The following is a 23779-nucleotide window of genomic DNA, read 5'->3' as shown; positions in this document are numbered from 1 at the left end:
CGAAGTGTACACCTGCTTCAAGTAATTCTTTTACTTCTACTGCCATTTTTGTAATAGTTTACGTTCTGTTGAATTAGCAATGATTAAGTGGTCATTTTTCAAATCGCCTTAACCATTTAGATGCTAAACTAAATCCTGCCGTGGGGCTAGGAACAACAATAACTGTTTTTTTTAATTTGTTTTAATTTGAAGTTTATTTGAAAGACACTTCGACTACGCTCAGTGTGACAAATCCAAATAAACTTCGAAAAGGTATTAACGTTTAGAGAACTGGAATTTCTTACGCGCTTTCTTCTGACCGAATTTTTTACGCTCTACCATTCTTGGGTCTCTGGTTAATAAACCTTCTGGTTTTAAGATAGCTCTGTTTTCAGCATCCACTTCACATAAAGCACGAGATATAGCTAAACGTACAGCTTCGGCCTGACCAGTAATGCCACCTCCATATACATTTACTGTAATATCAAAGTTGCCTTCATTGTTAGTCAAAGCTAAAGGTTGATTCACTTTATACTGTAATGTTGCAGTAGTAAAGTAATCCGCTAAGTCTTTTTTGTTAATAGTTATGTTTCCCTTTCCCTGGGCTACATACACACGAGCAACAGCCGTCTTTCTACGGCCAATTTTGTGAATTACATCCATTATTTGAATTCATTTAAGTTAATTGCTTTAGGCTTTTGAGCTTCATGATTGTGCTCTGAACCTACAACAACTGTTAGATTACGGAATAATGCCGCTCCTAGTTTGTTCTTAGGCAACATTCCCTTTACTGATTTTTCTACTATTCTTGCCGGATTTTTTCCAAACAATTCAGTAGCAGTTAAACTTCTTTGACCACCTGGGTAACCTGTGTGACGGATGTATGATTTATCAGTCCACTTATTTCCAGATAAGTTGATCTTTTCTGCGTTGATAACAATAACGTTATCACCGCAATCAACGTGTGGTGTGAAGTTTGGCTTGTGCTTACCTCTTAAAAGTTTTGCAACTTTTGAAGCTAAACGACCAAGCGTCTGACCTTCAGCATCAACTAAAACCCACTGCTTGTTTACAGTAGCTTTGTTGGCCGAAATAGTTTTGTAGCTTAATGTGTCCACACTAAATTATTTTTATTTATTAAACATTCCTCTCTCAAAAAGAGTTTGCAAATTTACGATTAAATATTTGATTACCAAATAGTGTAGGGGCTTATTTTTAAACTTATTTCTAGCTTCTTTTTTATTTGATTTTCAAGGGATAAAAGTACTATTAATACAGTTCTCCATTTTAATTTAATTTATAAGCGTTTTTATTTTGCCTATTTTTGCAGTGCTATGCAGGAGTTAAGACTTTCAGATTGGTTACCTACTACAAACCGTGAGGTTAAAATACGCGGCTGGGATGAACTAGACGTCATTTTGTTTAGCGGCGATGCCTATATAGACCATCCATCATTTGGCCCTGCGGTTATTGGGCGTATTTTAGAGAGTTATGGCTTAAGGGTTGCTATTGTACCACAGCCCAATGTCAATGATAACCTTCAGGATTTTGTAAAACTGGGTGCCCCTAAGTTGTTTTTCGGAGTAACAGGCGGTTGTATGGACCCTATGGTTAGCAATTATAATGCTAATAAAAGGCGCCGTAAAAAAGATGCTTATACACCAAATGGTGATATTGGCTTCAGACCCGATTATGCCACTACAGTTTACTCTAATATTTTAAAAGAAAAATGGCCGGATGTTCCGGTACTTATAGGAGGTATTGAAGCGTCTTTGAGGCGGGTTACGCATTATGATTATTGGAGTGACAAGTTAATGCCAACTATCTTAGAAAGCTCAAAAGCGGATATGTTGGTGTACGGCATGGGCGAACAGCCTTTACGTGAAGTGGTGCGTTTGCTGCTCAAAGGGGTTCCTTTTAGTAGTATTACAACTGTAAAACAGACTGCCGTTTTATTGGAAGCTAATGCTAAAATACCAAAGAACAGCAACTGGGAAGATGTTGAAATTGCATCGCATGAATATTGTTTAAATGATAAAAAGACTTATGCATCCAATTTTAAAATTATAGAGCAAGAGTCCAATAAACTCTATGCCAGGCGTATTTTCCAAAAAGTAGGAGCGAAGACCTTGATGATCAATCCACCATATCCAACTATGATCGAAAAAGAGATTGACGCCTCTTTTGATTTGCCTTATACCAGGTTACCTCACCCAAAGTATAATAAGCGCGGACCGATACCTGCCTATGAAATGATTAAATTTTCAATCAATGCCCATAGAGGGTGTTTTGGAGGTTGTAGCTTTTGCACTATTTCGGCACACCAGGGTAAGTTTATAGCATCACGTAGTCAGGAATCTGTCTTGAAGGAAGTAGATAAGGTAGCTAATATGCCTGACTTTAAAGGTTATTTATCTGATATTGGCGGGCCCAGTGCCAATATGTATAAGATGAAAGGAAAGATCCAGGAAATATGTGATAAATGTGTGGCACCTTCCTGTATTTCGCCTGTTATATGTAGTAATCTGGATACATCTCATAAACCTTTAACCGAATTATACAGAGCTGTAGACAGCCATCCTAAAGTAAAAAAATCTTTTATAGGAAGTGGGATCCGCCATGATATGTTAGTGCCGGAGTTTAATAAAAATGCCGATGCTAAAGAATTGGATGATTATACCGAAGAGGTCATGACCAAACATGTGTCCGGCAGACTTAAGGTGGCACCGGAGCATACCAGCGATCCGGTTTTAAAACTTATGCGCAAACCATCATTCAGTTATTTTCACAAGTTCAAGGAACGTTTTGATAAAATCAATAGTAAACATAAGTTAAAGCTACAACTTATACCATATTTCATATCAAATCATCCGGCATGTGAAGCGGAAGATATGGCCGATTTGGCTGCCGAGACCAAGGATATGGGTTTTCAGTTAGAACAGGTTCAGGGATTTACACCTACACCCATGACAGTGGCTACAGTGATTTATTATAGCGGCTATCATCCGTATACTCTTCAGGAAATAAAAACACCGAAAACGTCCAAGGAAAAAGACGAACAACACCGGTTTTTCTTTTGGTATAAGCACGAAAACAAGGCCTGGATTAAAAACACTTTAAATAAACTGGGGCGTCAGGATCTATTGAAAGTACTCTTGCCCGAAAATGATAAATGGCGGAAAAACAAACCCGGAAAGCCTAAACACACCTTTAATGATGCCGTGCCTTTTAATCAACGTAAAAATAAGGCTAAGTTCAGACCAAAAGGAAAGCGTAAATAGTATTTATGGTTCGTTATAAATTTCAGGGTTTGGGTAAAAAGCAGCTAAAGCAAACCAGAAACTTACCATAGCCTTACTGTTGTCTAAAACTTCACCCGTTCTTGGGCCCGAGATAGCTTCACCGAAAACATTCCACGTATTATTTTCATTGTCTTTGAAAAAGGTTTTAGAGTCGTTAAAATCATATTCGAACTCTAAATTAGCATGGGTGCCGTCCAATTTAAAAGCTGTAATCAGATGTTCATTACCCACCACCAAATGCTCCTTACCGTTAAAAAGGTCCTTAAAGGCTTTACCATTTTTAAATTTTGAAAATTGATAGGCTTTGGATTTCTCCTCTTCAATTATGGCAAAAACTCTTTCTTTACTGGGCAGGGAGCTATTACTTGGAGAAGCTGTAAATATAAATCGCTGATGATTGATTTTGTAATCGCCATACGGGTATCTATTATAATCCCGGGAAAAGCCTGTATCAAGACTTAAAATTTTTGTGTTTGGGTATAGGGCTTGCCAGGTAAGCCAATTGGTTTCAATAATTCGGGTTATTTCAGGGGTATCTCCAATTAAAGCGCCATTTACACATTGTAACCTCATTTGAGACCAATTGCTGTCTGTATTCCGGTCGTATAAAATAAGATTGCTATTATAAAGCAGCCCGGAAACTCCAAAGGTTGTTTTTTCTTTATTAGAGTAAGATTTCCACCCTAAAGCACTCCCCGTTAAAGGGCAATAATTAATAGTTACGGAATTATCATTGACTATTTCATGCCAATCAAGAATTTTATGAGGATATGCCTTGGCCTGGCCATCCAGAATAATACCAACAATTAATTCGTCCCCTCTTATAAAGGAAGCTTCATTGGCATTAATAAAAACAGGGTTGTCTATAGAGGGGATACCATCTTTACCCGGGCCACCATCTTTAACCTCATTTACAGGAATTAACCAGGAATTATTTGAAGGGGGTATATTGCTGTTACCGCCATTATTTGAATTGTCTGTATTAGCGCTTTCACTACTACTGCTACATGCCAGTAGCAATGATGAGCACATCAGCGCAAAAATTATAGTCTTTTTCATAGCTTTTTAGTTTAGGTTTAACAATTTTGGTTTAGGTTTTAACGTAACCAGAAGACCGGTTGTAATTCTAAAGGTTGGTGTTAGCTGCGTACCATCCACATTGTTGTAAACAGGTATTTCTGCTCTGGAAGAAAAGGCCATATTCGAAGCTATATTAAACGAAAAGTTTGGGATAACAGAAACCCAGCTACCTCCCGTGTTATCCAGGTTAAAACCATCAATTTGATCCTGATCTGCATCTCTGTACTTAAAAGAAATACTTGGATTTATTAGTGTTTTAAAAAGTGTGTATTCATCTGAAAAATTAAGGAATACCTGAAGCTCATTTCCAAATTTATAACTGGAATCGTTGAAATATGTATTATTAGTACCAGTGCTTCTGTAAATGATTCTGGAGGAAATATTAAATGTGGGCCTGAAATCAAAACTTTTTGAAGCAGACAACCAATAAATAATATCCCAGGCATTACTTCCGGGTTGTAAATCGGCATTTAAAGTAATGCCCTGGTCATTAGTTTCAGTGGATGACCCTAAAGGGATTTTGGTTCCGGCTCCAATAGCAAAACCGGTATTTTTGCCTATAAGTTCCGGAAAATTGTACTTGAGCAATAATACGGCATCTCCAATACCGGAAGTTTGGTCCAGATTTTCGTTTCCAAACTGGGTAATTTTTCTTCGTTGATTTACCCAGGTAAACAGGCCTTCTACCGAAAAGTTGTTGGTTATGGCATAACCGGTGTTTAACAAAACGGAATGTGTAATACGTAACCTGGAATTATCATCCAGGTTTTTGGTACCATTGTTCAGGGTGTTTAAATTATTATAATCATAATTAAGCCCTAGTTGAAGTGTGCCTTTTTCAGAAATAGGTAACCCCAAATTATTAGAAAGCGGTATACCACCTGAACAACACGTCTGAGCATTATTTGTTACAGCATATAAAATGCCTAATACACAAAGAACCCCTTTATAACTCATAGCAACTCCGTTAGTGGTTGTATATGAGGTCGTTAATTGCTGATAAGCCTTACTAATTTTAACGTTTTCCGGGAGCCGGTTAGAGATTTAATTGCTTATATAATACAATAAGTTAGCGCTAGCTATTTCAATGCAAAGTTCTTTTCCATGAAGGTTTATCAAATAAGGTTTTGAATGGCATAATTTATTAATCCGGCATTGGTCTTAATACCTAATTTTTTATGGATGTTTTTGCGGTGGGTATCTATGGTGTATTTGCTCAATTTTAACTGCTCAGCCATTTGCAATGAGGTTCTTCCTTTTGCTAACAGGCTTAATATTTCCTTTTCTCGTCTTGTTAGAGAAGCTTTATGGCTCGTTTGTTCTTTGTTAAACCAGTCTTTTATGTCTTGAGGAAGGTTGTCACTAAAAAAATAATCGCCTTTCACCAAAGTGTGTATGGCATTAACCAGTTCTTTCTTATCTACATTTTTTGTTACGTAGCCTTTGGCACCGGCATCAAGCATTTCTATCACATCAGCAGTTTGATCGTACATGCTTAAAGCAAGAACTTTAATATTAGTATAAGATTTGGTGAGCTCCCTTGTTAGTGCAATACCATCCATTACAGGCATACGAATATCGGTGATTATAATGTCGGGAGATACATTGTTTTCCAGTAGTTGAAGTACTTTTAAACCATTGGAAGCTTCGGCAATAACATCAATTCCAATCTCCTTTAATAAGATGGATTTGATGCCATCAATAAACAGTTGGTGATCATCCGCTATGAGAATTTTTATAGTCACAATGGAATATTTAAAATTACAGTTGTTCCGTTTCCTTCAGAGGAGTCAATAACCCATTCGGCATTGATCTTTTCCACACGTTTTTCAATATTATTTAGTCCTACGCCAGAACGTTGATTATTAACGTTAAACCCTTTTCCATTGTCTTCCACAATAATATTTAAAACATTGTTATCTTCAGAGAACTGGACTATGGCTTCCGTTGCCTTAGCATGTTTAATGATATTGGTTAACAATTCCTGAATGATTCTGAACAACTGAATCTCTAAAGTGTTTTCAATTCTGTTTTTAACATCCACATTAATGACCTTAATATTCAGTTTGTTGGAATCGGAGATTTGTTTGGCAATGCTTGAAGTTGATGGTATAAGCCCTTTATCTATTTTAGCTCCAAAATTCTTATTCCTGGCAATGCTTCTTATTTCGTCGTAGGTTTCATTCATCAGGGATTTAAGCTTTTCATAAAAGGTTGAAAAGGATTCATTCTCATCATAATTTTCTAAATAAAGTTTAAGGGTTGCTACTTTGCTACCAAGATTATCGTGCAGGTCTGCAGCCATTTTAGTACGCTCCTGTTCTTGAGCATCTAAAATAGCATCAATTTCCTCAAGTTCCTGAGCTTTTAGTAATTGATTGAAATTTTGTTCCTGGATGGTTAGATTTTGCTCCATGATTATGCGTTTACGTTTGGCATTTTTTACAATCATATACAAGCCTAAAACTACCACCACCAGGGCTGCAAGTGCTGCGATTAATAAATTCCTGTTTTGACGTCGCCTATAATTGGCCTCCAAATTGTCTGCCTTGAGTTGCAGAATTTCTTTTTCTTTTTTTTCCGTTTCGTACTTGGTCTGAATGTCCAGGATAGTATTTTGGTTCTCGGCACTAAGCAGGCTATCATTTAATTGTTTTGCTTTTTCAGCAAATTCTAATGCTCTGGGGAAGTTTCCCAAACCCTTATAACTCCTTGATAAGAAATCATATACAGAGCTAAGTTGTTTGCCTTTAATTAATGGTTCCGCTTCTTTTAAAAGGGCAATAGCTTTAGCATAATCTTTCTTTTTTAAATAGATATAGCCCAAATTACTTTTTGTGATTTCAATACCGGAGTTAAGATTCAATTCATTTTTTAATTTAAGAGCCTGCTTAAGATAGTTTTCAGATTTGTCAGTATCGTTCTCTAAATAAATATGCCCCAGGTTATTGTAAATAATTGAAAGTGACCTATTATCGTTAACCGATTTTGCTATAGTTTCGGCATCATTATAATAGCCAATGGCTTTTAAGGTATCTCCCTTTTTAAAATGTTGGGTTGCAAGATTGGGAAGTGTAATTAATTGAAATTGGGTTAAATCATTCTTGTGGAATATAGTTAAGGCTTTTTCACTATACTCAATAGCCTTATCATAGTTGTCCAGTTCGGCAAAGGCACTTGAAATATTACTGTAGCATTTTGCTGCATTGAGGTCATCATTGGTGTCTTCAAAGAATGAGGCGCTTTCAGTTAAGATTTTTATTGTGTTCTCATAATGTCCCTGACGCAACTGAATAGCTCCTAAACTAATATTGATAATAGCTGCACGATGCTCATCTTTAAGTTTTTTTAAAATGGTTTTGGCTTCACTAAAGTAAATGGAAGCAGAATCCAGTTGTGCCGTAAAAAAATGAAATCGCCCCAATTGATTACTGGTTTCTGCCAATAAGGAATCGTTGTCGGTATATTTTAGGGCTTCATAGGCATATGATTTGGCTTTATTTAAGTCAATGCGTTCATATATATTGGCCAGTTGCAAATTGAGTTTAGCCTTTTCAAATAATGAAGTTGTTTCAGAGAGTTTGGTGGTTAAACTATCCACCAGGCCATTTTGTCCGCAAACAAAACAGCTTATGGATATGAATATGAGCAATAAATTGTTTTTCAAAACAGAGCAAATCATTTCCTTTAAAGATACATATTTGTGCCTTTATATTTTAATTGTTGCAGGTGGCGCAACAACCACAGGAACTATTAATTTCACTATCCAGTTTTCTGGAATACGATTTTATTTCCTCTAAAAATAGTTTTGTGTTTGGAGCTCCGTAAATTCGGCGTTTCAGGTCTGTAAGATAGGTGCTGCTTAAGCAATTGGAAGCCTTAATGTGTTCCAGGGCATAGCCAATTGTAGTGTTCATCCATTCCCATCCGTAACCTTCGTAAGCACCAAGTTCTAACCCATATACCAGTTTGCCCAGTCCAAATAACGTATGGCAATTTACTGCCCCGGAACGGGAACCTGTAACCCCTTCTTCAAAAACATAGTATACCATGTGCCCTGCAAAATTGAAAACAAAAGCAGTTAGGGGGGCATTTTTCTTCTTGTTGTATACAAAGGTATAGTTATGAGACCGGTGTCCCGGATACCAATCGTGTACACCTGAAGCGCCTGCGGTTGTTCTTACCTGAGTGATATTGGCATTGTAAGTATAGTTTGGGTATTGGCTGATGTTTCTAACATTATTTGCTGCATAAACATTGGCAATGCCCCATTTATAACCGCAAGCCGTTCTACAATTTCTACATGTAATAGTAATGGTAAACTGTTCTCCGTTTTGTATCTGATACAGGCTTTTGTTGAATTTCCATGTAATATCGTAAGTACCAACACAATTGGCTCTATACGTTCGGTTAAAGGCTATACTGCCTCCATAATGATCGGCCCTGACTGTGGCGTTAAAATCATTGGTTCTTTTTTGAACGATGTCTTTAAGGCCTATACTTTGGGCCATGACACTTCCTGTAAATAGTGTCAATAGAATGAGAGATAAAGAAATTGATTTCATGATTAAAGCTTTTGTGTCAAAGCTACAAACCGGTCTAAGAGCAACAAATACCTACAGTTAGGTATATGAATGATTGAAGGGTTGCCATAATTTTACTTCAAACGTAAAAGACTAAAGATTATGAAACGCAAACTATTGATCTTTCTTTCACTTTTTTTTATGCTTATGTCTTCATGCGAGGAGTTGGAAGAACTATTTGAAGAAGAAATAGAAGTAAAATCTACTTTTATTACAGAATTAGAAATTAATGTTCCTCATGGTAGTTCCCCTGATGAAGCTATGGACTTTGAATCCAATCTTGGATTTTGGGATTTTTCCAAAGACCCTAATATAGTAGATTTTTTAGGCGATCCGGATGAGATAACTAAAATTGAAATCAATACGGTGCGCTATTTTTTTAAGGATGTCGTTGGAAATCAGGATGCTCATGTTGAGGGTACCATGACATTTTCTGTAGGGCAAGGCGGAGAATCCTTTGATACCGTGGTGACCAATTTAGCGCAAGCCGATTTCAATAATACATTATACACGTTGGAAGGAGACTTCACCAATGTTAATAAGGCTATCTCTCAATTTAGGTCCATTGGATTTTTATATCACGGATCCGTATCAGACAATCCGGTGAGCTTTATTACCGATGTGTCTATAACGGTTACTGTAACTATTAAACCGGATTTAGATAATCTTTAAAGCTTACTTAAGGTTACATATTTAATTGTTTATCCTCCCTAATCTCACCAATGTGATAATGGGCTATGATCTTTTCGATGAGATTATTGTTGCAATAGTGCCATTCGCTAACATCCAATCTAAAATCACCTTTTACTGCGGTATAACGAACACAGGCTTTATTGTTTTCTGAAATAATATCATGGATAATAAAGTCATGCCCTAAAAATTGCTCTTTGTTTAGAGAAACGAGAGCTAAATACGCTTTTTTACCACTAATGGTTCCAAAAGGGCTTGTATGCGAAAAATTATCAGAAACCGGGATGTTTTCAAAATCACCACGCTCCCAAACATCAAACCATTTATTTACAAGTTGTTGTGTGGTCATATTAAAGGTTATAAAAGTTTTTCAAATCAGATTGTCCCCTTGAGGGACAACCCCTTTGTGAGTGCTTGCCTGACATATTTTAACTTAAAGGATGTTTAATTTCATTTCCAATTTCACTGAATATTCCAAAACCAATGTCCCCTTGAGGGGACTTTAGGGGTGTTTTTAATTCTAATTTATTCTAACAAATCTTTCACAGTTTCCTCAATAACTAATAAAACACTGAACATGTTCTTTTTAATGTCATCATTAGAAAACCTTAGAAATTTAACACCATACGCTTCTAATGCTCCTTGTCTTTTGACATCATATAAAAAACTATGATCATGACTTTTACCGTCAATTTCAATTGCCAAACCAATTTCATGGCAATAAAAATCAACAATATAATTGAGCATGGGGACTTGTCTGTGAAACTGTACGCCCATAGCACGTTGTTTTATATTTTGCCATAATAAAACTTCTGGTAAGGTACTATTTTTTCTTAACTGTCTTGCCAGTAATTTTAATTCCGGGTTATATGGGATTATTTTGTTTCTCATTTTATGTATACTGACACCCCTGTGGTCCCCTCAAGGGGACAATCCAAACCAATATCCCCTCGAGGGGATTATAGGGGTGTATTGAACACAAATATAAATTAGATTTTTCTTACTTTTAATAGAAAATAAAACTTATGTCCAAAATACTGAATAATCTACCCGTTGAAGACTTAAATGAAGAGAATGACTATCTGGGAATTATTGATAAAGGCCAAATTATAAAAACCTTTTTAGAAAGTAATACAGAGGAGTTTACGGAGATAAAAATGTTTTCTCTTTATGGAGAATGGGGGAGTGGAAAAAGTACATTAATGAAATATTTGGAAAAAGAGTTAAAAGGAAGTTTTAATACCTACTTCTTTGAAGCCTGGCAGTATGAAAGTGATGATAATTTATCCTTGTCATTACTTGAATATTTAAGTTATAAGAGTTCAGATTCAACTGAAGAAGCATTAGGCGAAATAGTCGAAGTTGCTGCAAAATTATTTAGGGGTTTTTCTAAATCTATGAGGATAACTGTCCCTGGGCTAAGTATCGATGGAAGTAAAATAGTTGAATCTTTAGAGGAAGAACCAAAAGAAACATTTTATCAATTAAAGAAAAAGTTTCAAGAAGAATTTGGAAAATGGGAGAGTCATGTAACTAGAGGTAAGAATCCAAAGTTTAACATTGTTTTTATTGATGATTTAGATAGGTGTGAACCTGAAAATGTGTTGAATTTGTTATCAGCTTTAAAGCTGTTTTTTACCTATGGAGAAAAGACCATTTTCTTTTGTGGTGTTGATAAAAAAGCGGTTAATGAGGCAGTAAAAACCAAATATGGTAATGTGGTAAAGGCTAATGAATATTTAGAAAAAGTATTTGATATTTCTTTTACAATGCCTGAGCATGATGATTTGTTAAAGCTAGTAAGTCAATATTTTGATGACAGAAAATTAAAAGAAGTTGATGGACGTTTGAATGTGAATATTGCAAAATTTTTTAGAGAACTGAGATTTACTAACCCTAGAAAGGTTAAAAAAGTTCTGAATAAATATCTAACCATAAAAAACCTGAAAGAACAAGATACTTTACAAGAAAAACAGAGTAGGTTAATCCCATGCATTTTGACATCTAATGGGGGAAACTATTTGGAGACAGTAATAACGCTTTATTTAATCGTTATACATGAGTTTTACCCTGAGATACTGGATGACATGTTTAATCTCGACTTAAAAATGAAAGTTTTTGAAAAGGCTATTGAAGAAAGTGCAAAAATTAATAGTTCCAATAAAAGTCAAGTTTATATAGCAAATACTGTTAATGATGGGCTCGATTTTTTTTCTCGTATTTATGAGTTGATTGTAGTTGAACGAATTTCGTTAAGTGAAATTTTGTCAACTAGGTTTTACCTAAATGAAAGTGACAAAAGAAGAGGTCTCAATCCAATTTCTGAATTTGCCTATATAAATACTTTATTTTGCCCCTCTGATATTCAGAAAATGAATGCTCGGTCAATTATCACAATTGGAACGTTTAAAAAGGGATTAAGAGTAGAGGAGGTTACAGTAAGTTACTATTTTATTAAGTATTTGTTACAAGACAATATAAAATTTAATGAACTGAGTGATGTGTCAAATATCCCACTGATAGAAATGAAGAAAACTATTAAAACATTATTTTAATGCGCTTCCAACCAGTTATCCCCAATATCTAAATCAACATCTAAAGGCACTTCCAGCTTATAAGCATTTTCCATTTCGGTTTTTACCAGGGTTTTAATAGTGTCCAGTTCCGGTTTATAAACATCAAACACCAACTCATCATGTACCTGTAGTAACATTTTAGTTTTAAAATCACCTTCATTCAATTTTTGATGAATGTTAATCATAGCTATTTTAATAATATCGGCAGCACTCCCCTGAATTGGCGCATTTACAGCATTGCGTTCTGCAGCACCTCGCACTACGGCATTACGGGAGTTAATGTCTTTTAAATACCTGCGTCTGCCTAAAACTGTTTGGACATAACCATTATCTCTTGCAAATGCTACCTGATCACTTATAAAACTTCTCAACTTAGGATACGTGGCATAGTAAGTATCTATCAATTCTTTAGATTCGCTTCTACTCAAGTTAGTTTGGTTACTTAATCCGAATGCAGAAACCCCGTAAATGATCCCGAAGTTTACTGTTTTGGCATTACTACGTTGCTCCCTGCTTACCTCGTCAATGGGAACATTAAACACTTTTGAAGCGGTAGAAGCATGAATGTCTTCCCCATTTTTAAAGGCTTCAATCATGGTTTCTTCTTTACTTAAAGCAGCAATAACACGAAGTTCTATTTGCGAATAATCAGCCGCTAAAAGCGTGTAATTTTTGTTTCGTGGAATAAAAGCTTTTCTAACTTGTCTACCGCGTTCCGTACGAATAGGGATGTTTTGAAGGTTTGGGTTGTTACTGCTTAATCGTCCGGTGGCTGCAACGGTTTGCATATAGTCGGTGTGTACTCTTCCGGTATTTTCCTCCACCTGAGTTGGTAAGGCATCAACATAAGTGCTTTTAAGTTTTGAAAGTCCTCTGAAGTCTAAAATATTTTGAATGATCTCATGGTCCTTCGCCAAATAGCTTAACACGTCTTCTGAAGTTGAGTATTGCCCGGTTTTGGTCTTTTTGGGTTTATCAACCAGTTTTAGTTTTTCGAACAAAATAACACCCAATTGTTTTGGTGAAGCAATGTTGAACGCTTCTCCGGCTTTATCATATATTTTTTGCTCCAAAGATTTGATATCACTATCCAAAGCCTCCGATAGTGAATTTAAAAAGGCTTTGTCAAGATTAATGCCTTCCAGCTCCATGTCTGCTAAAACCCGAAGCAATGGCAATTCAATATCGTCAAACAGTTTTTGGATATTGGCTTCACCCAATTCGTTTTGAAAATGTTCTTTTAGCTGAAGAGTAATATCGGCATCTTCAACAGCATATTCTGTTTGTCTTTCCAAAGCTACTTCACGCATGGACAATTGATTCTTTCCTTTTTTACCTATGAGTGTTTCAATGGAAATGGGCGTGTAATTCAAATAGGTTTCCGCCAGTACATCCATATTATGACGCATATCCGGATTGATGAGGTAATGGGCCAGCATGGTGTCAAATAATTTACCTTTTACGGAAACATCGTATTTAGCTAAAACTTTAATGTCGTATTTCAAATTCTGACCAATTTTTTCAATGGATTCACTTTCAAAAAAGGGTCGTAATTCCTCAATAAGTTCTTGTGCTTCTTCTTTGCTTTCTGGAAATGGCAAATAAAAGCCTTTGCCGACTTCCCAGGAAAAAGCGATACCAACCAATTCAGCAGTTATCGGATTAATGCCGGTAGTTTCGGTATCAAAACATACGCTGGCTTGTTGCATGAGTTTTTCAAGAAATAACCTTTTAGCAACTGCGGTATTAATGTATTGATATAAATGAGATGAAGTATCCGCCGTTTTTCTGGTATATGTTGATGTGGTTTCAGTAGCGATATCGTTGTCATCACCAAATAAGGAAAATTGTCCCGCTCCGGCCGCTGCTTTTGGTTTAGGAGCTGCTTTGGTTTCCGTTTTAACTGTTTGGGTTGCTGTTGAAGCAGGGGCCGTTTCACCATTTCCTGCAAAGGTTTTCAGGAAGTTTTCGGTTAATCGCCTAAATTCCAAATCCTGAAAAATGTGCTTTACAGCTTCAATATCGGGTTGCTCCAGTTCAAAATCTTTGGCATCAAAAGTCACCGGCACATCCAGCATGATAGTGGCTAGTTTTTTAGATAGCAAACCTAATTCCCCATTAGCCTCAACTTTCTCTTTCATTTTGCCTTTTAGCTGGTCCGTATTAGCCAATAAGCCTTCCATAGATCCAAATTGATTAATAAACTTTTTAGCAGTTTTTTCACCAACACCAGGTAACCCGGGGATGTTGTCACTGGAATCTCCCATCATACCTAAAAAGTCAATAACCTGTAACGGGTCTTCAACTTCAAATTTTTGTTTTACTTCCGGAATGCCCCAGGTTTCGTAACCACCACCAAAAACGGGGCGATACATAAAAATATTTTCAGATACCAATTGTGCAAAATCCTTATCCGGGGTAACCATATAGGTTTTATAACCTTCTTTTTCGGCTTGTTTGGAAAGGGTTCCTATAACGTCATCGGCTTCATAACCTTCCTTTACCATAATGGGGATATGCATGGCTTTCAATATCTCATGGATATAAGGGACTGCAATTTTAATGGCTTCGGGGGTTTCGTCTCTGTTAGCTTTATATTCCTCATACATTTCAATTCTGTCTACACTTCCGCCTTTATCAAAACAAACGGCCAAATGGTCTGGGCGTTCCCGTTTAATAACATCTAACAACGAATTCATGAACCCGAGAATGGCCGAGGTATCAGTACCTTTGGAGTTAATTCTGGGATTCTTTATAAAAGCATAATAGCCGCGAAAAATAAGTGCGTATGCATCTACTAAAAAAAGACGTTTTTGTTCGGACATGGATATTGTTTTGATAGAATATCAAATGTACAGGAAATTTTTCATTTAAAAATTCACAAGAAAATAAATGAAAGAATTTTATGTGCAAACGCAGTGGTTACTGAGGTAAAACTAAATTTTGCACATTGCTAAAATCAAACTTTTGTTTTACGGAAGAAATCTACAAAACTATTTTTGATTTGTGATTTATAATTCGGAATTTGGTTTTTTAAATCTATACTCAAAACGGTATTACCAATGATTCTTGAGGTTTGTGCAAATTCATATCAATCAGCGATCAATGCAGCTGAAGCCGGAGCGCATCGGATTGAATTGTGTTCGGAATTAGCTGTAGGCGGTATAACGCCTTCTTATGGGCTTTTAAAACAAGTTATGCAGGCTGTATCTGTCCCGGTATTTGTTTTAATCAGACCTCGAAGTGGGAATTTCACGTTTTCAGAAGCTGAATATGACATCATGAAACAGGATATCAAACTCTGTAAAGAGCTTGGATGTAAAGGCATAGTTTCGGGAATATTAAATAAGGATAATACCCTTGATGTTGAACGGACCAAAGCACTTGTTGACCTTTCAAAGCCATTGCATTTTACATTTTACCGGGCTTTTGACTGGGTACCAAACCCTAAAGAAGCACTACTGAAGTTAATTGAAACAGGAGTTAACAGGGTGCTCACTTCAGGGCAGCAGTCTTCAGCTGAAAGTGGTATTACACTGCTTTCAGAATTAAAAGCATTGGCCAATGGAGCCATTGGGATACTTCCCGGAGGGGGCGTTAATATTAGGAATGCAGCATTGTTTAAGGAAGTTGGTTTTTCAGAAATTCATGTGTCCGCTTCCGCTATTGAAGTGGTTAATGAATTGCCTAAGGTTCCTATGAACAATAACAGGTTATTTAATGAAACGATCACGTCTTATTCCAGTAAGCAAACTATCAAAGAGATTTTGAAAGCTATTCAGTAAAATAGTTACTTAACATGAAGGTATTATCCAAGCCCTCTTGTTTTACTGAATGATTTATCAATAGTTTTAAATCTTAACTATAAGTTAAATAAATAGTGGTTTTTAAGTTGTAATTTAGATTACCGCTATATTTGATAAAAAAAGGAAATGCTACGCTGGATAATTTTCATACTTATCTTCGGAATCATTGATATTTATGCTTACCAGGCATTTAAGACCGTATCAAAAAATCAGTGGTTAAATATTTTGTACTGGGCCGTGTCACTTTTAGTGATCGGCAATTTTGTTTATCGCTTATATGATCTAAATAGAGGGGATTTTGGAACAGCTCATGCCTATGCTTTTGGATTTTTAATTGCCTTGATCATTCCAAAAGTTATGCTTCTTATGATCATGTTCGCCGAGGATATTTTTAGAGTACCTCATGCCCTCTATAGATATTTTACTGAAGGAACGGTTGCTCAAGGAAGTTATATGCCTTCCAGAAGAACTTTTATTTCTAAAATAGCTTTGGGGATTGCAGCCATACCGTTTGCATCTATTCTTTATGGCATTTACAGGGGCAAATACAATTTTAAAGTACTAAAATACACCTTGCATTTTGAAGATCTGCCCAATGCTTTTGACGGTTACAGGCTTACTCAGATAAGTGATATTCATTCAGGAAGTTTCGATAACAAAGAGAAAGTTGATTATGCTATCGACTTAGTAAATGAGCAACAAAGTGATGTGATTTTGTTTACTGGAGATATGGTGAATAACAAGGCGGATGAGATGAAGTCTTACATTGATATTTTCAGTAAACTTAACGCGAAAGACGGCATGTATTCGGTGTTGGGAAATCACGATTATGGCGATTATGTGCGATGGGATTCCAAAGAGGCCAAGCATCAAAATTTAGAGGATTTAAAGTCCATTCAAAAGGAAATTGGTTTTGATTTGCTATTGAATGAACACCGATTTATTGAAAAGGATGGAACACGTATAGCTATTGTTGGTGTTGAAAATTGGGGAGCGGGAGGTTTTAAAAAAGCAGGCGATTTAAAAAAAGCGGCTTCCGGAATACAAAAAGATGATTTCAAAATATTGATGAGCCATGACCCGTCTCATTGGGAAAAAGAAGTGATTCAGGATGATTATCATTACCATTTGACATTGAGCGGACATACCCACGGCATGCAATTTGGTATTGAAATTCCCGGTTGGTTTAAGTGGAGCCCGGTAAAGTGGCGCTATAAGTATTGGGCAGGTATTTACGAAGAATTGGGACAATATATAAATGTGAACCGTGGTTTTGGGTATTTGGCATTTCCGGGGCGCGTTGGTATATGGCCAGAAATAACAGTGATTGAGCTTAAAAAAGGTCCTAAAACGGCATGATTAAATTAAGTATTTAAAATTGTGTTGTTTCACCCTTTTTTAATAAATTTAGACGTGCACAAACCTTCTTTTGTAACTGATTTTTAAGGAATTAGATAAATACAAAAAAAAATGTGTAGGTTTGTAGTACAGCATTTACCAATTAATACTAAAATAGTATGTCAAAATTTGGGGAACTCATAGATGTAGAAATTCCGGTGTTGTTAGAATTCTATACGGACTGGAATGACCAATCCACTGCGATGCATCTGGTTTTAAGAGATGTAGCTGCCGCTCTAGGCGATAAAGCTAAAGTTATTAAGATTGATGTTGATAAAAATGAAGAATTAGCAGATGCTTTACGCGTAAAATCACTTCCAACCTTGATTATTTATAAGGATGGTGAGATGAAGTGGCGACAAAGTGGGGAGCTGGATGCCAATACGCTTATTGGTATTATTCAGGAATATGTTTAGGGTATAGTCTTAAACGTATAACCTTGTTTGCTGAAATAATCTAAAACTTTTGGGAGCGCGTGCATCATGTTTTTGGATGCTTTTACACTATCATGGAACACAATAATGCTTCCCGGTCCGGCTTTTGAAATCACATTGTTTAAACAAGTTTCTTCACTGATGTTTTTATCCCAATCAAAGGACAATACATCCCACATCACAATGGTGTATCCTAATTTTATTAATTGTTTTCCCTGTTTGGGTGTGAGCTGTCCGTATGGTGGCCTAAAAAGTTTAGAGTTTAGAGTTAAAAGTTCAGAGTTATTGTTTGCTTTTAGGTCTCTATTAATGACTTTTAACTCATAACTCATAATTTGCTCTGCATCATAAATATTCTTCAGATAAGCTTTTGCTTTTGTTTTCCAGCCTTTAATATGATCCTGGGTATGGTTTCCTATACGATGTCCTTCCTTTAAAACATTTTGAAAAATGTCAGGATGCTTGTCAACATTATTGCCAATACAAAAGAACGTTGCTTTGGCATGAAATGGTTTCAAAGTGTTTAACACCCAGTCGGTGATTTCAGGTGTAGGCCCGTCATCAAACGTTAAGTAAATGGATTTATCCGCTGATGGGATGTCCCAAATGTAATTAGGGAATATCTTTTTGGCAACAACGGGTGTTTTTATAGGTGTCAAGGTCATGCCTTACTCTGCAGTATCATTAGCTTGCTCCGGATCTATACTATCCGATTGAGAAGGAATATCCTGGTCTGTAGGTGCTTCTTCAGATTCTTGATCACCATCACCATAGAAATGTTTGAACATTCTCAGGTAATCATTAAAAACATCCCCTTCAGCATTGGCTAATTCAATATCGTACTCAATCAGGACATCTATAAGCGCTTTATACCGTTGAATATCTGTATAGATCTCTTCAAAAGCGCGTTCTTGATTTCGCAGTTTTAAACTGCTGTAGTATTTTAAATTTTCCTGATATTTAACAGCCACGTCTTTAAACAATTGCTGGGCTTTCTCTTTGTTGCCAACTTCATAATAGGCACTTATATAAGGTTCTAAAAGGGTGTAATAGCCAAAATAATCAACAGGCATATTGGTCATAGCGATGTCTGCAATTTCTTCAGCCATGTCTGGTTTATCTTCGATTATTAATTGTTCAATTAACCTGGCTACATTACCTCTGTAAGTAATGGAATTCTTCCTGGTTTCAGGATCGTGGTAGATGTCCGAACTACCGCTGTTACCCCAATCCCAATTTTTAACCTGTTCATACATGAGGTCTGAATCGATACGCCCCATATCAAAAGGATTCGCTCTATTTACTTCAGTTTTAATTGGGACTAATTTGTAGCACATACCATCAAGCTGCAGGTAATCTTTCATCCAGATATAATCATCATCACCAAAGCTGCCACCGGTAAAATAGATAGGGCGCTTCCATTCGTTGTTAGCCACCACATCTAACATAAGCAACCTGTTTTTGTATATAGCCCCTTCGTTAATTTGAATATCAATATAAGGCACTATTTTATCGGCATCTTTTTCTTTTACAATACCATGTTTTAAAGCATTTTCTTTATTCACCGGAAGCCTTAAAAACTCGGTTGGCAAATATCTGAGATTAAGGTGTTGTGAAGGATATCTGCTTACGTCCTGATCTGTGAACTGTTCCAGGAAGAACTTTAATTTGGACTTTGGATTATTAGTAATAAAGTTTAAAGCTTGTTTTATCTCAATAGTGTCTTTTGCAATGGATTCTATTCTTACATAATCATTAGTACCGTGCTTGTAGTGCTCATGTGTTAATTGCGAAGGTATAGGATCACTTTCATAGGCTTTGCGCTTCATTTGGTCAATATACCAGTCGGTTTGAAATAAACTGGTATTTACAATACGTACATCGGTTCTATAGCCTTCAATTTCCTGGGCGTACCAAAGTGCAAATGTATCATTATCCCCAATGGTAAAGAGGATGGCATTTTCGGCACAGGAATCCAAATACTTTTTAGCCATGGACTGCGCAGTGTATTTGCCCGAGCGGTCATGGTCGTCCCAGTTGTTGGCCGCTAAAATTCCCGGAACCAATATTAAACAAACTATAGTGATTATTGGAGCTGCCAACTTTTTAGGAAGGTGGTTTTTTAGAGTATCGTAAATGGCATACACTCCAAACCCGATCCAAATCGCAAATACGTAAAACGACCCAACAACCGAGTAATCGCGTTCTCTTGGTTCAAACGGACGCACATTGGTGTAAACCTGAATAGCCAATCCTGTGAACAGGAAAAAGACTAACATGACCCAAAACAGTTTTTTGTCTTTATTGAATAAAAAGAAAAAACCAATAATTCCTAAAATAAGCGGTAATAAATAATAGGTGTTTCTGGCTTTGTTGTTTTTAACATCACTGGGTAAATTTTCCTGAGAATACCCCAAATGCCATTCGTCAAGGGGTTTGATACCGCTTAACCAGTTACCGTGATTATCATACTTGCCTTGGATGTCATCCTGCCTTCCGGCAAAATTCCACATAAAATAACGCCAGTACATATAGCCTAACTGGTATTCAAATAAATAAGCCAGGTTATCACCAAAGGAAGGTTTCTCTATATCAAAATAGGAGGAGCCGTATTGCCTTAAAAAGCTGTTGTAGCCTTCATAATCCACATTTCCCTCAAAAACTTCTTTTTTAAAATTACTGACTAAGGAACGTAATTCGTTTTGCATTTGATATTCCGGTTTCAGCTTAAAATCCAGAAACCCGCAGAACATCATATAATTTTCGGCATGTTCACCGCTCCACATACGCGGTAATATGGATGCGTGTTTCGAATTGTAATTTTGCCTGGCGTTCTTATAGTCGTTTACAATAACATATTCCCCTTTAGCTTCGTCTTTTTCATATTTGGGTTTGTCATCTTTATAAGGGTTGTTTTCGTCTAAAGCAGCGTATTGGTCCGTAAATAAAGGGCCATAGAACAGGTGGGTTTCAGGGTATTGTTCCAGGTTGTAATATGCCAGAAGTTCCCGCGCACTGGAAGGATTATTTTCATTAATGACCACATTGGCATTGGCTCGTATGGGGAGCATCAACCAGGTGGAAAACCCGATAATGATAAACGTTAAACATAGAATACCTGTGTTAAGGTGTGTGTATTTCTTTTGGCGTGTATATTTTAAAGCATAAAAAATAAGTGCCACTAACACCAATGCTGCAATAATAGAACCTGAATTAAAAGGCAATCCGATTGAGTTCACAAAAAAGATCTCGGAAACACTAAATATTTTAAGTATGTTAGGCGCTAACAGTTTAAATACAAATAGTAGGACGGCTACCGAAACCACATTGGCAATAATAAAATTCTTAACGGTAATGGTTTTGTAGTTTTTAAAGTAATAGATAAGTCCAATAGCTGGGATGGTTAAAAGTCCCATAAAGTGAACCCCAAACGATAAACCAATAACAAAAGCAATTAAAATAAGCCAACGGTTGCCGCGGGGTTTATCCATATCCTGCTCCCAGCGTAACCCCAACCAAAACAGGATAGACATTATTAAAGTAGCCATGGCATATACTTCGGTCTCAACAGCATTAAACCAAAAGGAGTCAGTAAACGTAAACGCTAAACTACCTACAAGACCGCTACCAAGGATGGCCATAGCTTTGGGTTGATCGCCTTCACCATTGCCAACCAGTTTTTTAAGCAAAAGAGTTATGGTCCAGAACATAAAAAGGATAGTGAACGCACTGGCAACTGCACTCATCATATTCATCATAAAACCAACTTGCGAAGGTTCTAAAGCAAACGTAGAGAAGAAGGCACCAAACATCTGGAAAAGGGGTGCTCCGGGCGGATGCCCGACCTGTAATTTAGCAGAAGTTAAAATATATTCTCCCGCATCCCAAAAACTCACTGTAGGTTCAACCGTTAAACTATAAGTGATTAGTGCTATTAAAAAAGAGAACCAGCCTAAAAGCGTATTCCATTTTTTAAAGTTTATAGTGGTCATAAAATTCTGTGTTTATTTGCTTTGGCGAATTTAACAATAAATATGACATGAGGCCTAAGTATTTGGTTTGTCTTAACATTATTCATTTTATTGAATTACATTGATTTGTAAAAAGTAAAAATATTAAGCTAGTGATAGGTCAAACTTTTTAAATAAACGTTAAGGTTTCAGAATTATTTTTTCTAAAAATGTTTGTACAGATAAAACTTTGTACTAAATTTGCACCCTCAATTATACAATGGCCTATGGTGTAACTGGCAACACGTCTGGTTTTGGTCCAGAAGAGTCTAGGTTCGAGCCCTAGTAGGCCAACAAGTAATTTTACAATCCCGATCTTAAAAAGAGGTCGGGATTTTTTTTGGGACAAGAATTTATAATAGGGCGAGAAGTTTATGCTGAGCTTGTTGAAGTATAGGCCAACAGTAATTTTAGAAGTCCTTGCAGTAAATGTGAGGACTTTTTTTATGCCATAAATGATATATGGAAGCTTTGCTCCTTTGCGAGCTTTGTTAAATCTTAAAAGTAATAACAGGCCGCTTAGCATGATTCACCAGGTCTTCGCTAATGCTGCTATTAAAGAAATGTGAAATGCCTTGTCTGCCATGAGTACTCATACCTATCAGATCGGCTTCAATAGATTGTGAGAAATTCATAATGCCTTTCTCAATGGTTTCGTCATTATAGATATGAATGGAGCAAAAGTTTGGCGTTACGGCATCCAGAAATCCTTGAATACGTTCTTTTGCTTCAACAGTAGTGACAAATTTATTCGCGGTAACTACCATAAGCAGGTGGACTTCAGTCTCAAAAAGTTCCGCAAATTTTAAGGCTTTTAAAAAAGGGACTTTAGACTCCTCTTTAAAGTCCGACGCAAAAACAAAATGGTCTACTTTAAAAGTTTTATGCTCTTTTTTAATAACCAGGACGGGCACTTCAGAGGTTCTAACTACCTTTTCGGTGTTGCTTCCAATTAAAAGCTCCTTAAACCCACTGATGCCATGAGATCCCATAATGACCAGGTCAATGTTATATTTGTCACAAGCTTTATAGATCCCTTTAAAAACGTCATGAAAATCTACCGTTTCATGAATAACCAGATCTTTTAAATAGTCTTTGTCCAATAAGGCTTCAAACTTTTTATGGGCCAATTTCATAAAGTAAACAGCCTCGGGTAAATCATTATAAGAGCTTAATGGATCGACTTTATGCAGTGGCATTTCTAACATGTGTAGCATATAAATTTCACAGTCATAAGTTCTTGCTAACTGGGCTGCTACTTTTAGGGCGTTTTCAGACTGTTCGGAGAAATCCGTGGGGACCAATATTTTTTTCATATCAAAGGTGGGTGATGGTGGTACCTAAATTTATGAATTAATACTTTAAAAATCAATAAAAATGTATATATTTGCAGCGTTGTAAGGCAAAACTAAGGCAATGAGGGGACGGAAAGTCCCCTCTTTTTATACTGAAAAATGTTTAAAACTACGGTTGAAAATTTACTGGAGGCTGCTTTAAAAGACAGGCCGGATTTGTTTCTTATAGATTTTTCCATCCAGGGAGATAATCAGATTAAAGTAGTTATTGATGGTGATAACGGGGTTTTGGTAGAGGATTGTATCTTTATCAGCAGGGCTATAGAGCACAATCTGGACAGGGAAGCACAAGACTTTTCTTTAGATGTCATGTCTGCCGGAGCTACCTCGCCGTTGGTTCATAAGCGCCAGTATAAAAAGAACTTAAATAGAACGCTTAAAGTAAAAACGGAAGCTGAGAAAATGGAAGGCACGCTTTCAAATGCTACAGATGACGGGATTACTTTACAGTGGAAAGTTAGAGAGCCCAAACCGGTTGGCAAGGGCAAAGTAACTGTAACAAAAGAAGCGGATATCGCTTATAAAGATATTGTAGAAGCAAAAGTTATGATTAAATTTTAATTCAG

General features: G+C 36.5%; 20 protein-coding genes and 1 tRNA gene. 8 read left to right on the top strand and 13 right to left on the bottom strand.

From position 1 onward, the window contains the following. Nucleotides 1-255: 255 nt before the first annotated feature. Together rpsI and rplM are read right to left on the bottom strand one after the other, a co-directional pair. Nucleotides 256-642, bottom strand: coding sequence for a 30S ribosomal protein S9 (rpsI, locus tag Q0983_RS09715; protein ID WP_299552031.1), 387 nt, complete (start codon nt 640-642; stop codon nt 256-258). Next, the gene (gene rplM / locus Q0983_RS09710) at nt 642-1097 is read right to left on the bottom strand and encodes a 50S ribosomal protein L13 (protein ID WP_299552028.1); all 456 of its coding nucleotides are present in this window, start codon (nt 1095-1097) and stop codon (nt 642-644) included. The genes rpsI and rplM overlap by 1 nt, the downstream gene beginning before the upstream one ends. A 216-nt stretch (nt 1098-1313) precedes the next feature. Here rplM and Q0983_RS09705 point away from each other — a divergent pair, with 216 nt between their 5' ends. Next, nucleotides 1314-3260 (top strand): YgiQ family radical SAM protein, encoded by a 1947-nt coding sequence (locus tag Q0983_RS09705; RefSeq protein ID WP_299552025.1) that lies wholly within the window; start codon nt 1314-1316, stop codon nt 3258-3260. Nucleotides 3261-3263: 3 nt separating this feature from the next. Here the strand turns inward: Q0983_RS09705 and Q0983_RS09700 are convergent, their stop codons facing one another. From Q0983_RS09700 to Q0983_RS09680, 5 genes are all read right to left on the bottom strand, one after another. Continuing rightward, complete coding sequence (locus Q0983_RS09700; RefSeq protein WP_299552022.1) at nt 3264-4340, bottom strand: DUF3179 domain-containing protein; 1077 nt, start codon at nt 4338-4340, stop codon at nt 3264-3266. 6 nt (nt 4341-4346) lie between these two features. Continuing rightward, complete coding sequence (locus Q0983_RS09695) at nt 4347-5318, bottom strand: hypothetical protein (RefSeq protein WP_299552020.1); 972 nt, start codon at nt 5316-5318, stop codon at nt 4347-4349. 158 nt (nt 5319-5476) lie between these two features. Next, nucleotides 5477-6106: a response regulator transcription factor gene (locus Q0983_RS09690; protein WP_299552017.1), complete on the bottom strand. Its 630-nt coding sequence runs from the start codon at nt 6104-6106 to the stop codon at nt 5477-5479. Beyond that, nucleotides 6103-8013: a tetratricopeptide repeat protein gene (locus Q0983_RS09685; protein WP_299552014.1), complete on the bottom strand. Its 1911-nt coding sequence runs from the start codon at nt 8011-8013 to the stop codon at nt 6103-6105. Before Q0983_RS09685 ends, Q0983_RS09690 begins: the two co-directional genes overlap by 4 nt. Nucleotides 8014-8077: 64 nt before the next feature. Next, nucleotides 8078-8926: a hypothetical protein gene (locus Q0983_RS09680; protein ID WP_299552011.1), complete on the bottom strand. Its 849-nt coding sequence runs from the start codon at nt 8924-8926 to the stop codon at nt 8078-8080. Between the two features lie 120 nt (nt 8927-9046). Here Q0983_RS09680 and Q0983_RS09675 point away from each other — a divergent pair, with 120 nt between their 5' ends. Beyond that, nucleotides 9047-9616 (top strand): hypothetical protein, encoded by a 570-nt coding sequence (locus Q0983_RS09675; protein WP_299552009.1) that lies wholly within the window; start codon nt 9047-9049, stop codon nt 9614-9616. 13 nt (nt 9617-9629) lie between these two features. Here Q0983_RS09675 and Q0983_RS09670 read toward each other — a convergent pair whose 3' ends face one another. Together Q0983_RS09670 and Q0983_RS09665 are read right to left on the bottom strand one after the other, a co-directional pair. After that, nucleotides 9630-9983: a nuclear transport factor 2 family protein gene (locus Q0983_RS09670; RefSeq protein WP_299552007.1), complete on the bottom strand. Its 354-nt coding sequence runs from the start codon at nt 9981-9983 to the stop codon at nt 9630-9632. Between the two features lie 176 nt (nt 9984-10159). Then, nucleotides 10160-10525 (bottom strand): endonuclease domain-containing protein, encoded by a 366-nt coding sequence (locus Q0983_RS09665; RefSeq protein WP_299552004.1) that lies wholly within the window; start codon nt 10523-10525, stop codon nt 10160-10162. Nucleotides 10526-10659: 134 nt separating this feature from the next. Between Q0983_RS09665 and Q0983_RS09660 the strand changes: the two genes are divergently transcribed. After that, nucleotides 10660-12189 carry a P-loop NTPase fold protein gene (locus tag Q0983_RS09660; protein WP_299552001.1) on the top strand — a complete coding sequence of 510 codons (1530 nt, stop codon included), beginning with the start codon at nt 10660-10662 and terminating at the stop codon, nt 12187-12189. Here Q0983_RS09660 and polA read toward each other — a convergent pair. Further along, nucleotides 12186-15035: a DNA polymerase I gene (polA, locus tag Q0983_RS09655; RefSeq protein ID WP_299551998.1), complete on the bottom strand. Its 2850-nt coding sequence runs from the start codon at nt 15033-15035 to the stop codon at nt 12186-12188. The genes Q0983_RS09660 and polA overlap by 4 nt on opposite strands. A gap of 237 nt (nt 15036-15272) precedes the next feature. Here polA and Q0983_RS09650 point away from each other — a divergent pair, with 237 nt between their 5' ends. The 3 genes from Q0983_RS09650 (at nt 15273) to Q0983_RS09640 (ending at nt 17830) form a co-directional block, all read left to right on the top strand. Further along, complete coding sequence (locus Q0983_RS09650) at nt 15273-15995, top strand: copper homeostasis protein CutC (protein WP_299551995.1); 723 nt, start codon at nt 15273-15275, stop codon at nt 15993-15995. Between the two features lie 147 nt (nt 15996-16142). Beyond that, on the top strand, nt 16143-17375 hold the full coding sequence (locus Q0983_RS09645; protein WP_299551992.1) for a metallophosphoesterase: 1233 nt from the start codon (nt 16143-16145) through the stop codon (nt 17373-17375). A gap of 158 nt (nt 17376-17533) precedes the next feature. Next, entirely contained in the window at nt 17534-17830 is a 297-nt protein-coding gene (locus tag Q0983_RS09640; protein ID WP_299551989.1) for a thioredoxin family protein, read from the top strand. Here the strand turns inward: Q0983_RS09640 and Q0983_RS09635 are convergent. Together Q0983_RS09635 and Q0983_RS09630 are read right to left on the bottom strand one after the other, a co-directional pair. Beyond that, entirely contained in the window at nt 17827-18513 is a 687-nt protein-coding gene (locus Q0983_RS09635) for a polysaccharide deacetylase family protein (protein ID WP_299551986.1), read from the bottom strand. The two genes, Q0983_RS09640 and Q0983_RS09635, sit on opposite strands and share 4 nt — an antisense overlap. Nucleotides 18514-18516: 3 nt before the next feature. Continuing rightward, nucleotides 18517-21840 carry a DUF2723 domain-containing protein gene (locus Q0983_RS09630; RefSeq protein ID WP_299551983.1) on the bottom strand — a complete coding sequence of 1108 codons (3324 nt, stop codon included), beginning with the start codon at nt 21838-21840 and terminating at the stop codon, nt 18517-18519. 239 nt (nt 21841-22079) lie between these two features. Here Q0983_RS09630 and Q0983_RS09625 point away from each other — a divergent pair. Beyond that, nucleotides 22080-22152 (top strand) — tRNA-Gln (locus Q0983_RS09625). Nucleotides 22153-22349: 197 nt separating this feature from the next. Here the strand turns inward: Q0983_RS09625 and Q0983_RS09620 are convergent. Beyond that, nucleotides 22350-23174, bottom strand: a complete 825-nt coding sequence (locus tag Q0983_RS09620; protein ID WP_299551980.1) for a universal stress protein — start codon at nt 23172-23174, stop codon at nt 22350-22352. Nucleotides 23175-23312: 138 nt separating this feature from the next. Here Q0983_RS09620 and rimP point away from each other — a divergent pair, with 138 nt between their 5' ends. Next, on the top strand, nt 23313-23774 hold the full coding sequence (rimP, locus tag Q0983_RS09615; protein ID WP_299551978.1) for a ribosome assembly cofactor RimP: 462 nt from the start codon (nt 23313-23315) through the stop codon (nt 23772-23774). Nucleotides 23775-23779 lie beyond the last annotated feature (5 nt).

It is taken from the genome of Seonamhaeicola sp., from assembly GCF_028281565.1.
Classification (GTDB): Bacteria; Bacteroidota; Bacteroidia; order Flavobacteriales; family Flavobacteriaceae; genus Seonamhaeicola.
Note: the sequence above shows the minus strand (reverse complement) of the source record. Positions and strands in the feature narration are given on the sequence as shown.